The organism is Microbulbifer sp. CNSA002, assembly GCF_047324085.1.
Taxonomy (GTDB): Bacteria; Pseudomonadota; Gammaproteobacteria; order Pseudomonadales; family Cellvibrionaceae; genus Microbulbifer.
Map to the genome: position 1 here is coordinate 2,249,686 of NZ_CP172449.1, position 13,651 is coordinate 2,263,336.

Annotated in this window: 13 protein-coding genes; 8 read left to right on the forward strand and 5 right to left on the reverse strand. The window is 46.5% G+C overall.

Annotation, left to right across the window (positions count from 1 at the left end; all coding sequences use genetic code 11):
* Positions 1–24 precede the first annotated feature (24 nt).
* Both ACG1BZ_RS10140 and ACG1BZ_RS10145 read left to right on the forward strand, forming a co-directional pair.
* Entirely contained in the window at positions 25–462 is a 438-nt protein-coding gene (locus tag ACG1BZ_RS10140) for a hypothetical protein (protein ID WP_413665521.1), read from the forward strand.
* Between the two features lie 174 nt (positions 463–636).
* Positions 637–1,383, forward strand: a complete 747-nt coding sequence (locus ACG1BZ_RS10145) for a putative adhesin (protein WP_413665522.1) — start codon at positions 637–639, stop codon at positions 1,381–1,383.
* Positions 1,384–1,558: 175 nt separating this feature from the next.
* Here ACG1BZ_RS10145 and pcp read toward each other — a convergent pair whose 3' ends face one another.
* Together pcp and ACG1BZ_RS10155 are read right to left on the reverse strand one after the other, a co-directional pair.
* The gene (gene pcp / locus ACG1BZ_RS10150; RefSeq protein ID WP_413665523.1) at positions 1,559–2,227 is read right to left on the reverse strand and encodes a pyroglutamyl-peptidase I; all 669 of its coding nucleotides are present in this window, start codon (positions 2,225–2,227) and stop codon (positions 1,559–1,561) included.
* A 95-nt stretch (positions 2,228–2,322) separates the two neighbouring features.
* The gene (locus tag ACG1BZ_RS10155; RefSeq protein WP_282933128.1) at positions 2,323–2,742 is read right to left on the reverse strand and encodes an ester cyclase; all 420 of its coding nucleotides are present in this window, start codon (positions 2,740–2,742) and stop codon (positions 2,323–2,325) included.
* A 273-nt stretch (positions 2,743–3,015) separates the two neighbouring features.
* On the opposite strand from ACG1BZ_RS10155, the gene ACG1BZ_RS10160 reads away from it, so the two are divergent.
* From ACG1BZ_RS10160 to ACG1BZ_RS10170, 3 genes are all read left to right on the forward strand, one after another.
* Positions 3,016–4,383, forward strand: coding sequence for an efflux RND transporter periplasmic adaptor subunit (locus ACG1BZ_RS10160; RefSeq protein ID WP_413665524.1), 1,368 nt, complete (start codon positions 3,016–3,018; stop codon positions 4,381–4,383).
* Complete coding sequence (locus tag ACG1BZ_RS10165) at positions 4,380–7,505, forward strand: efflux RND transporter permease subunit (RefSeq protein WP_413665525.1); 3,126 nt, start codon at positions 4,380–4,382, stop codon at positions 7,503–7,505. The genes ACG1BZ_RS10160 and ACG1BZ_RS10165 overlap by 4 nt, the downstream gene beginning before the upstream one ends.
* 304 nt (positions 7,506–7,809) lie before the next feature.
* Positions 7,810–8,256, forward strand: coding sequence for an N-acetyltransferase family protein (locus ACG1BZ_RS10170; protein ID WP_413665526.1), 447 nt, complete (start codon positions 7,810–7,812; stop codon positions 8,254–8,256).
* Positions 8,257–8,284: 28 nt separating this feature from the next.
* Here ACG1BZ_RS10170 and ACG1BZ_RS10175 read toward each other — a convergent pair whose 3' ends face one another.
* Positions 8,285–9,157 carry a LysR family transcriptional regulator gene (locus ACG1BZ_RS10175; RefSeq protein ID WP_413665860.1) on the reverse strand — a complete coding sequence of 291 codons (873 nt, stop codon included), beginning with the start codon at positions 9,155–9,157 and terminating at the stop codon, positions 8,285–8,287.
* A 141-nt stretch (positions 9,158–9,298) separates the two neighbouring features.
* On the opposite strand from ACG1BZ_RS10175, the gene ACG1BZ_RS10180 reads away from it, so the two are divergent.
* Both ACG1BZ_RS10180 and ACG1BZ_RS10185 read left to right on the forward strand, forming a co-directional pair.
* Positions 9,299–10,240 carry a peptidyl-alpha-hydroxyglycine alpha-amidating lyase family protein gene (locus ACG1BZ_RS10180; protein WP_413665527.1) on the forward strand — a complete coding sequence of 314 codons (942 nt, stop codon included), beginning with the start codon at positions 9,299–9,301 and terminating at the stop codon, positions 10,238–10,240.
* Between the two features lie 31 nt (positions 10,241–10,271).
* Positions 10,272–10,628, forward strand: coding sequence for a 5-carboxymethyl-2-hydroxymuconate Delta-isomerase (locus tag ACG1BZ_RS10185; RefSeq protein WP_413665528.1), 357 nt, complete (start codon positions 10,272–10,274; stop codon positions 10,626–10,628).
* Positions 10,629–10,739: 111 nt separating this feature from the next.
* On the opposite strand, the gene ACG1BZ_RS10190 is transcribed toward ACG1BZ_RS10185, so the two are convergent.
* Positions 10,740–11,504, reverse strand: coding sequence for an SDR family NAD(P)-dependent oxidoreductase (locus ACG1BZ_RS10190; protein ID WP_413665529.1), 765 nt, complete (start codon positions 11,502–11,504; stop codon positions 10,740–10,742).
* A 139-nt stretch (positions 11,505–11,643) separates the two neighbouring features.
* Between ACG1BZ_RS10190 and ACG1BZ_RS10195 the strand changes: the two genes are divergently transcribed.
* The gene (locus ACG1BZ_RS10195) at positions 11,644–12,564 is read left to right on the forward strand and encodes a LysR substrate-binding domain-containing protein (protein ID WP_413665530.1); all 921 of its coding nucleotides are present in this window, start codon (positions 11,644–11,646) and stop codon (positions 12,562–12,564) included.
* 244 nt (positions 12,565–12,808) lie between these two features.
* On the opposite strand, the gene ACG1BZ_RS10200 is transcribed toward ACG1BZ_RS10195, so the two are convergent.
* Positions 12,809–13,540, reverse strand: a complete 732-nt coding sequence (locus ACG1BZ_RS10200) for a hypothetical protein (RefSeq protein WP_413665531.1) — start codon at positions 13,538–13,540, stop codon at positions 12,809–12,811.
* Positions 13,541–13,651 lie beyond the last annotated feature (111 nt).

Consider the following 13,651-nt stretch of genomic DNA (forward strand, 5'->3'; position numbering starts at 1 on the left):
TGCTGATGAGGTGAGATACTCGTAGTGCAAGAAGAAATCGTTCGCCAAGATTTTTATCATCTTTGGTATGATAAAAGAGGAAGGTCAAGAACCACTGTAGGACATTTTTCAGATTTTGAATTGATTCAATACTCCAATCCTGTGCCCGAATATCACTATCGTGATTTACCTAAAGTTATTCGAAGTGAGTTTGCAATTTTGCCTCCTGGGTGGAAAAGCGATTTTCACTCTACTCCGAACCCTCAATGGGTTATTACATTATCTGGCTGTTGGCGTACGACAACTCGGGACGGTGTTGAGGTGACATATAGGCCTGGAGATGTTCATTTTGGGGGAGATACGCCTGTTAATGGTATAGCTATTGACCAGCAGGGGCATTGTACGATTAATCCCTCCAAAACAGATCCCGCGAAATTACTTATATTAACTGTCGACTCTTTGCTTCCTGCTCCTGAAGAGTGAGTATCTAATGGTTTGCCTGATAGGCTCCGGATCATATTTCCTGTAGCTATTGAAAGTTATTTTTGATTAAAAAATCGCATATTTTAAACATTTACTTCGGTTGTTGGGTGGAATACGATTTTTCTCGAGATAATTCTATTTGTTAACTTAGGCTTTGAAAGCTGGGGAGGGTTTATGCCTGCAAAGGAGTTTTTCAGTAATGTCAAAAGTGCGTTAAAGGATTATTTTGGTAATAAGGCAACAGCACTTTGGCATACCTTTGATGATTCTGAAGTGGCGGTGGCAGGGAACTATCAGTGTATAGATCTTGATGGTCGTGCTTGGTTGTGGACTCCTCGTGGAATGACAACGAACCGGTTAATTGTAACTGCTCACGGGTATCGCAGAACTACATCCAGTTTCAAAATAGAGCACAATGTTAACCTGCATTTTTACTCGCGTGATAAATTCAGTGTGAATGATCCTGGACTTGGGAGGTTTTATGATCGGGGGGCCAATTCTGTTGAAGATTTAGGTTTAAATGATACTTGTTTTAACTACATCCTGACGAAGTATACCAGTAGCGCTACTAATAGACACAATACTAACAATGAAACTTATACTTCGATTAATGCGATTATGTCTCACAATGATAGTGATAGTCGAAGACGCAGAATTCAGAATGCTAATAATATCGGAATGGTTGCCAAGGCAAATAGCATTCAGTCCTTTCAGCCGCCCAGTATTCTAACCATAAGAAATAGACAGTTTATGGCAGCGGTAAACCTGAAGTGGGTTTTGGATACCTTGGCGAAAAAGGGGCATCACTTTAATGACATTGATTGTCTCTTCTGTAGAAATACTCTTTGGACTGGCACAGTAGCTGTGATGTCGGGTCTGTCTGGAGGGGATAAATATAGTGATGATGTTGCTATAAATTAGTAGTACTAGAAGGGTTTGATTTATAGTGTCGATATGGCCTTTTTTTGTGCGGCAAGAGCATTTATTGATCTACTTGGTACTTTGAAATATCTCGTTGATATTTCCTTCTTTGTATGTTGATTGCATAAAAATTACTAGTAGGGAGAATATGACCTTACTAAACTGTTCAATTTGATTAGATTTGTAAGTGAGAAGGGATCGGATCGTCAGTGTCCCGCGGGTTAGCTAGTGCGGCTTCAATGGCAGCCTGTATCCCAAGGGCGGCAGTTTCTTTTGACATGCTGGGATTGCCGATATTTTCGGGTAGTGCGGCAATCTGGGGTAGCTGAGGAAGGTGTATCCAGCCGGCGGGGATATTTAGTTGATTAGTCGCGATATAGTGAAGCGCGCCATACATCATATGGTTGCAACAAAAAGTACCCGCAGTATCAGAAATATCGGCAGGAACACCAATATTGCGCATTGCCATAACCATTGCGCGGATAGGGAGTGTGCTGTGATAAGCGACAGGACCATTTTGTATAGTCGGCTCACCCTGCATTTCAACTCCCCGGTTATCTTTCAGGTTATATCTGGTGGAGTCATTATAATTTTGTGCAATTCTCTCAGCTGTAATGATTGCACGGCCACTGTACTCTCCTAACATCACCACTAATTGCGGTTCTATTTCTTCAATAGCATCCGTGACAACTTCAATGCTTTCAAAGAAGTTGTTGGGTATCAAAAGACCATGAATATCACCATTGGCTATTTGTGTTCCGTCCAGCATACGCATAACTGACTCGGCTGGATTTATCGGTGTGTTACCAAAGGGCTCAAAGCCAGTCAATAAAACTTTTTCCATAGAGATGTTATCGTAAATAGATACAGAAAGATTGATATATTGTTAGTTGTCAAAGGTAGCGTTGCGCAGGCTACCTTTGACTGGTTTGTGGTCGGCTATTCAACTAAACCTAATTGCTCCAGGAAAGTGTATTTATCCCAGTCCACCCAGCTTTCCACCATTTTTCCATCTTTATATCTATCGGTATGTACGCCAGTCCAACTGCTGGTTTTTCCTGTTGCGTCATACTGTAGGAATTTACCCGTATGGGTGGCGGTAATCCTCCAGCGGGTACAAACATAATCACCCTCGGCAACTTGTACCAGAATTTCTAATTTTGTGTTGGAGAATCCCTGGTGAAATTCTGCGACTAAATCCAGGCAGTCTTTTATCGATAAAACCGACGTGGAACCGCCAGCATAGGGCATTTGGTGATTTTTATAATCCGGTGATAAATAATCTGTCGCTTTGTCGGGGAAGTTGTCCCCCCACAATTCCAGTATCGCTTTTGATGTCTCTTTGTGATTGTTCGCCATTTTTGTCCCACTGTCAGTTAGGTCGGAATTTGGTAGCCCAAGCATAGTTCAGTGAATTTAAGGGGGGAGCGAATCGAAGTGGGATTAGATTCAATATTGATAGTCGATTGATATGAGTTGGCGCAGATTACAAGGTAAATATATTGAGTAACTACTTTAAGCTTTACAGGGTGTTGTGCGTTCTGCGAACTTTAATAGAGTATTCAACTGCTGGGTTTTAGTGGCACTAGGCTTTTTAAGGTCTGGTTCGGCCAGTTCTTTATGGGTAAAACTATGACAAGTAGCGCAATCAAAGCCTTACTAAAGCGTCGTCGAATGCTACCCGTTTTGATACTTGGTGGAATTTTAATGGCAATGTCGCTGGTGGCCAGTCGACAGAAACCACAAAGATACGAAGGGCAAGTTCCGGAACTGCTGGTGGAAGCCATCGAAGTGAAGCGAATGCCTATTCGAGCTGAAACTGTTGCTTTTGGAGAGGTGATGCCGAGCCTTATCCTTGAGGCAAACTCTGAAGTTGGTGGTCGTGTGGTTTCAGTGTCGGCTGATTTGGAACCTGGCGCAATAATATCTGCCGGGGCACCAATCCTAAATATTGACGAAACCAGCTATCAATTGGCCGTTGCTCAAGCGGAGAGTGACCTGGCTGTTTATCGCGCAAAATTGCAAGAACTGGAGGTTGAAAAGGCTAATAGACAGCTTTCGTTGGAAATAGCTCAGAGGACACTGGAATTAGGGGAACAGGAATTACAGCGAAAAGAGCAGTTGGCGGTTAAGGGGATTGTTTCTCGCTCAGCGGCTGATGCGGAGGAGCAACGGGTATTGAAGTTGCGACAAGAAGTTGAACTTCAAAAGGGTAATCTCTCCCTATTTCCCACTCGTAGGCAGGTGATAAAGGCCCAGATAAGTCGTGCTGAAGCGCTGCTTGGTGAAAGTCGCTACCAGTTATCGCGAACCCGGATAAGCCTGCCCTATAACGTGCGGATCGGTGATGTCTATGTGGAGGCTGGCCAGTCTATTGCCCATGGGACTCGGCTTTTTGTCGCTTATGGTATGGATCAGGTGGAGGTTTCAGCCGAACTGACAATGGCTCAAATAGTGCCTCTTTTTCGGAGTATTGAATCTCCCAGTGATCAAACTCTCTCGCCTGACGACTTCTCAGATGCCTTATTGGGATTGGAGGCCAGGGTTGGATTGGTAGGTGGTATTAAACCGGTGGAATGGCGGGGCAGGGTAGTGAGAGTTGGAGGTACCATGGATACCACAAGCAGAACTCTCTCCGTAGTGGTTGCAGTGGATAACCCTTATCGAAATATAGTAGCTGAGGGTCGGCCGCCCCTATTTCGTGGTATGTATGCCCGGATTAAGCTTATTGCACCTCCTTCGCCAGCTTTGGTTATCCCTCGCAGAGCCATGCATGAAGGGCGGGTCTACTTGGCTGAAAATAATCAATTGAAGATTCGCACCATAACGGTGGACTACTACCAGGGTGATCTAGCTGTTGTTCGCTCTGGCTTGGTGCCTGGAGATCAGGTGATAACTACTGATGTTATCCCAGCAATCAGCGGGACGGCAGTATCTGTCATCGATGTCAAAAAGGGAGTTTCAGGCCTGGCCGTGGCAGCAGAGGAAGTTGGCGAGTGATTCGCTTTTTTGCGATCCACCCAACTGCTGCCAATTTGCTTATGGTGGGTTTAATGCTGGCTGGCTTTTTCGTATTGCCGACGATGAAGCGAGAGACTATGCCGGAAATCGACAAGTTCGAAGTACAAGTCTCAGTATTTTATCCTGGTGCAGCTACCGCTGAGGTCGAAGACAGTATCTGTCTCCCCCTCGAAGAGGCAACGGATGGCATCCCATTTATTGATGAGCGCCGTTGTGAAGCTGCAGACAATCTTGGCGTGATGAAACTGAAAATGCAGGAAGCAGGTGATATGGGGCAGTTTCTTGCCGACATTGAATCTGCAGTAGATGCGATAGACTCCCTTCCTGCTGAGAGCGAAAGGCCAGTAATAGAAGAGCTGGGACGTACCCAGCCGGTGGTGAGTGTTGCCCTAAGCGCAGATTTGCCTTTGATCCAGCTCAACCAATTGGCCGAGCACTATCGCCGAGAGTTACTTCGTCATCCGCTGGTGCCCATTGTCAAAATTTCCGGTTTTTCAGACCATCAATTGCAAGTGGAAATTTCAGATTACAATTTGCGACAGTATGGACTGAGTGTTGCCGATCTTGCCGCAATTATCGATAAGCAGGCAATTGATATGCCCGCCGGTAAGGTAACTGCACCTGATCGGGAGTACCAGGTTCGTTTTACCGAAAAGCGGCGCACCGCAGCAGAGCTTGAAGAACTTATTGTTGTCAAAGGAATGGATGGCGCAGAGGTGCGATTGGGCGATATTGCCACTATCCACGACAGTTTTGAAAAGGAGGAGGACAAAATCACTTTTGATGGGCAGCGAGCCGCATTGCTTGTTGTTCAGAAAAACAGCGTGGATGACAGTTTGAGGGTGTTGGAAGCGGTTCGCGAATTTGTCCAGGCGGAAAATGCCCATTTGCCGGAAGAAATGCGGTTGATTCTTACTCAGGATAGTGCCTCAATTGTTGCTGATCGTTTAAGGATGATTATTACCAACGCCTGGCAAGGGCTTATTCTTGTTGCGCTGACCCTTTATTTGTTTTTTAGCGGGCGATATGTGTTTTGGGTGGTTATGGGCCTGCCCGTTTCATTTCTCGGCGCCTTTGCTGTGATTACTGCTTTGGGTATATCCATCAATATGATCAGCTTGGTGGGGCTGCTGATTGCAATTGGCATCTTGATGGATGATGCCATTGTGCTTTCGGAAAGTGTCGCCACCGAATACCGAGATGGCCGTACACCTCTTCAGGCGGTGGTTATCGGAACCAAGCGTGTTGCAAGGGGGGTTATCTCCTCATTTTTTACTACCGTGATCGTTTTTTCTGGATTAGCTTTCATCAAAGGGGACATGGGGCAGGTCCTCAAAGTATTACCAATTGTTTTAATCTCTGTACTAGTGGTTAGCCTGATTGAAGCCTTTCTTATTCTCCCCGCCCATTTGCATCATGCCCTTTCGTACAAGGAAAACCCATCAGCGTGGAAAGTCGCTTTTGCTCAGCGATTTGAGTTGTGGAGAGAGTATGTAGGGCGTGTTGCTGATAAAGCGATGGAGTACAGATATGCTTTTGTCGGCGGCGTAGTGGGACTATTTTTTGTTACGGTGAGTCTACTTCCTGCGGGGTTAGTTAAATTCCAAGGGTTTCCTACATTGGAGGGAGATTTACTACAGGCCCGAATTCTAATGCCCCAAGGAACCTCCCTGGTAGAAATGGAAAAGCTGGTGGCGTATCAGAAGAAGGCCCTGTATTTAGCTGCTGGAAACCTCTCAGGGAAAGAGGTAGCGCCACTTATCGAGCACATTAGTGTTACTTACGGTGTGAATGGCGATGCTTTTGAGAGTGGAGCTCATGTAGCCACAATAAATGTCGACCTGCTGGCTGCAGAGGTTCGCCATACAAGTATCAGTGAGTTACGTCGGGCCTGGAGTAAGGCTGCTGGCGATATCCCTGGTGCGATCGCGATTTTGTATAAGGAGCCATCGCCTGGTCCAGCTGGACGAGCTATTTACCTTCGCTTGGCCGGGCTGGATATTGATCAGCTAAAAGGAATATCTATACGCCTACAAAACTGGCTGCGCAGTTACGAAGGAGTGGTGAATGTACTGGATGACCTGCGTCCTGGTAAGCCACAGCTGACGGTCCAAATGCGGGAGGGGGTTTATGCTTCTGGTATTGATGCCAGTGTTGTGGCCACTCAATTGAGAGCCGCCTATCAGGGCACAGAGATTGATGAAGTGCAGTATCAGGGAGAGACTTACGAAATTCGTGTTCGAATGGATGAGCCATCTCGCAGTGCGCTGTCACGATTTGACGAGCTTGTCATTATCCACCCTGAGACAAGGCAGCGTGTACCTTTGATGGCAATTGCCGATATTGAAATGCACCGGGACTATGCGCGTATCCAGAGAATTAATGGTGAGCGTGTTGTTACGGTCTTTGCAGATGTTTTTACAGAGAGGGCCAATGCCAGTGAAATTCTGCTGGATACCCAACAGAACTTTTTTGCACCACTGGAGCAGGAATTTCCGGACCTAAGGGTAACCATGAAGGGAGAGATTGAAAATAGTCTCATTACAGGTTTATCGATGGGTAAGGCCTTGTTGATTGGGGCAATAGGAATCTATTTACTACTCTCGCTTCAATTTCGTAGTTATACCGAACCTGTAATTGTGATGATGGCGATTCCCCTGGCTTTAATAGGTGTAGTCTGGGGACATATTATTATGGGGCAGAATATAACGATGCCCAGCATGATGGGATTTGTCTCTCTCACTGGAATTGTGGTGAATGATTCAATCCTGTTAGTAGAGTTTGTGAAGCTTCGCGTCCGAAAGGGAATGGACTTTCACACGGCGGCGAGTCAAGCCAGTCGCGATCGGTTCAGGGCTATTTTCCTTACCTCACTGACAACAGTGGCCGGATTGTTGCCACTGATGTTCGAAACCAGCCTTCAAGCCCAGATACTGATTCCACTGGTAACCAGTATTGTATTTGGGATAAGTAGTTCAACGGTTTTGATTCTGTTAGTCCTGCCAGCCCTTTATGGCATTCTTAAGGACTTTGGTTTAACTGAGCGAATTCAGGAGCCGCTAGACCGATTACCTGAAGATATCGCCGCTTCTACGCCCTAAGGTAGCACCCGGATAATCTTGATTGTTGAAGTAAAAAAGTAGCCGAAATGTGTGGTAGAAGAAAGAAGATAAAAGAGAAGGCGTTGGTAATGCTTTGAGCTCCGGGAGGAATTATTCATTAATTCTTAATTAGCGCACTTGTACGAGTATCCAATATAGGGTTTCGGAGTTGGTTTAAGTAGTCGAATGTTTCATGTACGTCACGGAATAAGTAGCGAATAGTCCTTGTTGTCCCCTTTACTTCAATTGATAATCAGGAAGATAAATTTGAACTTGTCTTCTTTTGTACAGATTCACTCTCAAAATGATTAGAAAATACAATAAAAATGACTATCCAAGTGTGCTGGATATATATGCCCGTTCAAAACTCGATGAGCTACGGTTTGAAAGCCGAAGTTTCAATCTGCTGCCGCTAGATAAAGATCAAAAACGTTTGGCCCAGCTGATGGAGTCGGATATTTATGTGTACGAAAAAGGTGATGTTCTTGGCTATGGTGCACGATATAAAAATGAGATTCGTGCACTGTTTGTGCATCCTTCGTTTAGAGGTCAGGGGATAGGGCGGGAGTTGCTGGAGTTCCTGTTAGGGGAAATCAGTGGCGCTGTACACCTGCAGGTTGCCAAAACCAACGACCCGGTGAAAAACCTGTATCGCAAATATGGTTTTGTGGTGACCAGGGAGCTGCAAACTACCTACAGTGGGGTCCCTGTACTTGCCAATGAGATGGTTCGCCCCCCCAGCGCCAACTAAATACACAAACACCTATGCTACAGGAGTGTCAGCAGGCGTTGTTCTCAAAACATTCCTCCAGAAACCTCCAAAAGGCATCCAGCTTGGCGGAGGCGGCTCTTCTCTGCTGATACACCGCAAAAAGTGGTCTGCTTGATTGCTGCCAATCCGGCAGAACCTGAACCAAGTTACCCGCCGTAATATCCCGCTCTACCAAATAATCGTAAAGGCAAGCTATACCGGCGCCAGACTGGGCTGCTTGGTAGAGGGAATAGTAGTTATTACTTGAAAAGTAGGGCTTGGGGGCAATCGTGATCGATTCCTGCCCCTTTTGAAAGGTCCAGGAAAGTGGATCGCGGCTGTATTTGTAACACAGTAGTTGGAATTTATTGAGTTGGTCCGGGGAGGAAAAAGACTTAATCCTTGCCAGGTACTCAGGAGATGCTACCAGGAGCCGATCGTGCCGGCCGATTTGATGAGAGTAGAGCGTTGATTGGGGCTGCGCAGGTTGGGAGCGCAATGCCAGGTCAAACCCTTCACCGGTAAGATCCCGAAGCTGATCATCCAAAATCAGATCCAAACGGATATCTGGGTGCTCAGTTGTAAACTTCGGGAGCCTAGGTGCCAGCCAGAACTGCCCCAGAGCCGTTGGGGCGGTAATCCGCAACAGTCCAGAGGGCTGCCCTTTGGAGCTGGTTAGGCGCTCTTCCACTTCCCTAAGATCATTAAGGACACGCTCTGTGGTTTCCAGGTAGTCCCGCCCCGCATCCGTAAGGCTTTGGGATCGGGTAGTACGGTGAATTAGCCGAGTACCCAGTCGCTGCTCTAGCTGTTGGATGGCCTTGCTCACAGCGGACACCGTGGACCCCAATTCCCGAGCAGCACGGGTAAATGACCCCAATCGCGCCACCGTAGTGAACACCTGAATTAAGTGGAACCGGTCCAGAGGAACCTCCAATACTTTCCTGGCAGGAAAAAGTGAATATCAAATTTATGCTATTAACGCATTTATAGGAAAAAGTCACAATATCTTGGCAGATTGACAAGTTAAGAAGGGTTTCTGATGAGAGTGATTGTATTGCTATGCCTGATTTTGGTTCCCAGCGCCTTTACGCTGGCCGAGGCACCGCCAAACAGCCAGCCATTTCACGTCAAGGGGGGTGATTTTAAGTTGCCAGTGGGTTGGCACTTTGGGGAGGTTGCGGGGGTGGTCCGCAGGGAGAATGGCCACTTTGTTGTGTTTCACCGAGGGTCTCATTCGCTGTTGGAGTTCGATGGAAAGCGGCGCTTTGTTCGCGAAATCGGTGCGGGACTGTTTGAAAATCCGCATGGTCTTCGTATAGACCATAAGGGCAATATTTGGACTACCGATACTGCCACGCACCTGGTATTGAAATTTGCACCTGATGGCGAAGTAGCCATGGTATTGGGGAAGCGAGGTGCAGCCAGTGAAGGCTGGTTTGATCGCGACTACAACTTGGTGCTGTTCGATCAGCCCCAAGATGTGGCAGTGGATAGAAATGGATTTATCTATGTGGTGGATAAAGGCAACAGTCGCATTGTAAAGCTGGATAAGAATGGCCTTTTGGTAACCACCTGGGGTGGTCAGGGGGAGGCCCCTGGAGAGTTTAATTTCCCTCACTCCATTGTGATTGATTCTGAGGGGCAGTTATATATTGCCGATCGTGAAAATCGCCGGGTACAGATCTTTGATTCAAAGGGTAAATATTTAACTCAATGGAGTGGAATAGGTTACCCCTATGTTCTGTTTCTCAAAGGTGATGCTTTGTGGATGACAGATGCACGGGCCGAGGAAGTGCGACAGTACGACCTGTCTGGTGATCTCAAGATGCGCTATCAAGGCCAGCCTGGGCGGGGACAGAAGCAATTTGGCTTTGTACATGGGATCTATGTGGATGACGACGGACTTTGGGTGTCCCATATCTTGAATTGGAGCATTAATCGCTTACTGCCAGCGGATACACTACCCGCTCCGGTCATGTAGCTTTTCTTTCAAAATTCACCTGGGAGTATTTATGCCTCACTGTGTTATTCAGTATCCTGCTAACCTACTTGAGTCGGTAGATGTTGATAGCTTACTGACTTCTATCCATGCCGCTGCAGATCAGTCTGCACTCTTTGAGTCGGGGGATATTAAAGTTCGTTTGTTACCTGTCGAGCATTATTTGGTTGGACCTGAACCAGCACCGTTTGTACACCTGGAATGTAGTCTGCTTTCTGGTAGAAGTATTGAGCAGCGACAAAGCTTGGCTCATTTACTAGCCAAGGCCCTATGTGCAGCCGTGCCCGATGTGGAGATGGTTTCTGTAGAGGTCCGCGAGATCGTGCGGGCTACATATTGTAATCGCGCTGCATTGGAGCTTGCAGTGTAGCTTATTTCCCGTGTTTAAGAGTGCCGGGGTGAACTACAAGAAAGCTTCGGCAAAAGGTACTCATTCGCACAAGTGGAGGGCTTGGCCCCCACTTGTGCACTTTCAAGCCGGTTAGAGGCAGTAGCCCCCATCAACCTTCAGGTGTGCATTTCGCATACCGACTGAGTGATCTGTGGCCAGGTAGTGGATTGCTGGCACTATGTCATCTACCTCAAGTGCCCGGCCCAGTGGCGTTACCATCATACTCTCTGAGAGACTTTGAATGTCTGATTGGCTCATGCCGGCTTTTTCCTGGATCTCGGTCAGGGTGATTCCGGGGCGTACGCTATTTATACGAATTCCCCTCACCGCTAACTCCGCATTCAGGACCTGGGCATAACCTTCAATGGCAGACTTACTCGCGCTATAAGCGGAAGTTCCCGAAAAGGTTTTCTCTACGGCAATACTTGAAAGCAAAACCACGCTGGAGGGGTTATTCATCACCGGTAGTAATTTTTGCAGAGTGAAAAAAGGTCCCTTCACATTGATATCAAAAGTGTGATCGAAGAGGGCTTCATCTGTTTCCTCAAAGATCCCAGGCTTGAAAATACCGGCATTCAAGATAAGGGCATCCAGTTTAACCTCATCGTTTTGTAATTTTTTTCCCAGTTGCTCAATTTGGTCGAGTTTTCCACTATCACATAGGTGGCATGTCAGCTGGCCGCTACTCCCAAAGAGGCCCGTGATATCCTCGGCTGTTTGTTCCAGTTTTTCAGCGTTTCGGCCCGTGATGATGACTTGCCAGCCCTCGGATAAAAATTGTTTAGCTGTTGCGAGTCCAATACCGGCAGTGCCACCAGTGATTGCGATGGTTTTTGTTCTCTGCTGGTGTCCCATAGATCCTCTCTTGCGATTGTAATGGTGCAATGAATGGCAGTTGCCAAGATTAGGCTTAGGAGGATATGTTGTTAGACTGGTATCAATAAGGCACCGTTAGGGCAACACTTTGGTTCTAATTTGGAAGCAATGAGGCAGAATGCAGCATCTACATCAATACTTGGGACATTTGTACGTCTTCCGGTTAGTCATTGAGCAAGGCAGTTTTCAGGGGGCTGCTAATCAGCTGGGCTTACCTCGCTCATCAGTCAGTAAGAAGCTAGCACAGCTGGAGGGGTTTGTTGATCAGCGTCTATTGCATAGAAGTACGCGGCAATTGCGCCTTACGGATGCCGGTGCTGCTTTGTTGGAAGCAACGGAGACTATGGCTCAGCTAATGAGCAATACCGAACACCTGATCCTCTCCCACCAGGATGAAGCTGTTGGTAGAGTTAAGATAAGTTGCTCTACCTTAATGGGGCAGCGGTACTTATTGCCATCCATACCATTACTAAAGCAGCGCTACCCAAAAATTACTTTTCAAGTGAACTTAAGCGATAGGGTTGTGAACTTACTGGATGAAGGCGTTGATATTGCCATTCGCACGGGGCACTTGCCGGACTCTTCATTGGTAGCGCGCCGAATAGGTGAAAAGCGTTGGGGGTGGTTTGCCAGCCCGGATTATTTGGCTAGTTGGGGGGAGCCTAATTCTCCAGATCATTTAAGCCAGCATCAATGCTTAGTGTTTAGTAACCAAACAACAACAATTGACCACTGGCACTTTTCTAACGATGGTAACGAAATAAAGACTGTTGCCATTGATCCGGCGATGGTAGTCGATGATGGCCGTACATTGGTTGAATTAGCTACAATGGGTCAAGGTATAGTTATGATTGATCCTCTTCTGGTGCGCCGGGAATTAGCGGAGGGCAAGTTGATGTCTATCTTTCAGCAATGGAGAAGCCCTGAGCTGCAACCGATCCATCTAGTGTGCTTGGGAAGGTCTATAAGAAGTAAAGCGGTAGAGGTAGTTTGGCAGGCATTGGTTGAGGGCTTACAGAGGGATTTAATTCAGCCTTAAAAGCAAATATGGCAGGGTTTTACGTATCATCTCTTTTTTTCTTTTGAATTTCCTGAAGCTTCTTTCTTTTTAATTCTCTTTTCTCTTGGTAGTAGCGCTTGTCGACATATCTAAGCAGTAGCCATAAGACAAGCGCAGCAACAATGCCAATCAGGTATCCTTTCCCGTACATACTATGTGCGACCCGCTGCTGGCCAGATTGATACTCTGTTCAACCAATCTGGTCTTTTTAGAAACCTGGTTATTAGTAGGCAAAATAGGGCAGGTAGGAACTCCAGTCGGTCCATACGAGCTGCTGGACAGTTCTATTCACACCATTGGTTTGCATGTAAAAGTTCCATTGGCCCGTTTCCTTAACATCTATTACATTTTTATTTTGCAGATTAATGGCCGCAAAGTTTGATTGAATCAAAATATAACGATTAGGGGCCAAGCCGCCAACTTTAGAGGCATCGATCAGCTGAGTGACATCAGTTCGTAAATAGCTGCTCTGTGCGCTGGCAAATACACTGAGAGGCGTATTATTGATTATAGTTTGAGATACCTGGTTATAACTATTAAATGGATGGGGTTGCAAATGTCCCATAGAGAGCTGACCACCACCCCAGTTAAGAATGATTAAGCTACAGCCAGTTTGACGCTCGGTTACCCAAAAATCTGCATTTGCCGTGTTGGGCCGTAATAGTGCGGTATACCGACTCGCAGAACTGTGCCCTCGCGTTGGGGTTGTGAGAGCCTGAATATAGATTCTACTGTCGTTATTTGGTGCACCTGGGCCGATATTGATATTTCCCAAGTTGAGTGAGAATGGAACTCGAGCCAGTTGCGTTTGATGTCCAGGTTGGAGGCCGACTTGCAACCGATAATTTTGTAGTGCAGTTTGCGGGGCAGCTTTCAGTTCTCTCAATGCATTACGAGAATTTAGTTGATCTTGCAGCGGTATAGCTTTGAACTCCATTTCATTTATGCTTGGCATAATACCGCATATTTTTGGCTGTTTTCACCGTATTTTTCTTTTCAAATTTACTCGATTTGTATTTGGCTGATAGAGAGTTTCTATCGAATTAATTTGTACTGAGGTGCAGGT

Bases quoted from the DNA above. Each gene is read 5' to 3' on its own strand.
- ACG1BZ_RS10170 (WP_413665526.1), top strand. From the start codon at position 7,810: ATGATTAGAAAATACAATAAAAATGACTATCCAAGTGTGCTGGATATA.
- ACG1BZ_RS10145 (WP_413665522.1), top strand. From the start codon at position 637: ATGCCTGCAAAGGAGTTTTTCAGTAATGTCAAAAGTGCGTTAAAGGAT.
- ACG1BZ_RS10155 (WP_282933128.1), bottom strand. From the start codon at position 2,742: ATGGCGAACAATCACAAAGAGACATCAAAAGCGATACTGGAATTGTGG.
- pcp (WP_413665523.1), bottom strand. From the start codon at position 2,227: ATGGAAAAAGTTTTATTGACTGGCTTTGAGCCCTTTGGTAACACACCG.
- ACG1BZ_RS10160 (WP_413665524.1), top strand. From the start codon at position 3,016: ATGACAAGTAGCGCAATCAAAGCCTTACTAAAGCGTCGTCGAATGCTA.
- ACG1BZ_RS10180 (WP_413665527.1), top strand. From the start codon at position 9,299: ATGAGAGTGATTGTATTGCTATGCCTGATTTTGGTTCCCAGCGCCTTT.
- ACG1BZ_RS10195 (WP_413665530.1), top strand. From the start codon at position 11,644: ATGCAGCATCTACATCAATACTTGGGACATTTGTACGTCTTCCGGTTA.
- ACG1BZ_RS10185 (WP_413665528.1), top strand. From the start codon at position 10,272: ATGCCTCACTGTGTTATTCAGTATCCTGCTAACCTACTTGAGTCGGTA.
- ACG1BZ_RS10190 (WP_413665529.1), bottom strand. From the start codon at position 11,504: ATGGGACACCAGCAGAGAACAAAAACCATCGCAATCACTGGTGGCACT.
- ACG1BZ_RS10200 (WP_413665531.1), bottom strand. From the start codon at position 13,540: ATGCCAAGCATAAATGAAATGGAGTTCAAAGCTATACCGCTGCAAGAT.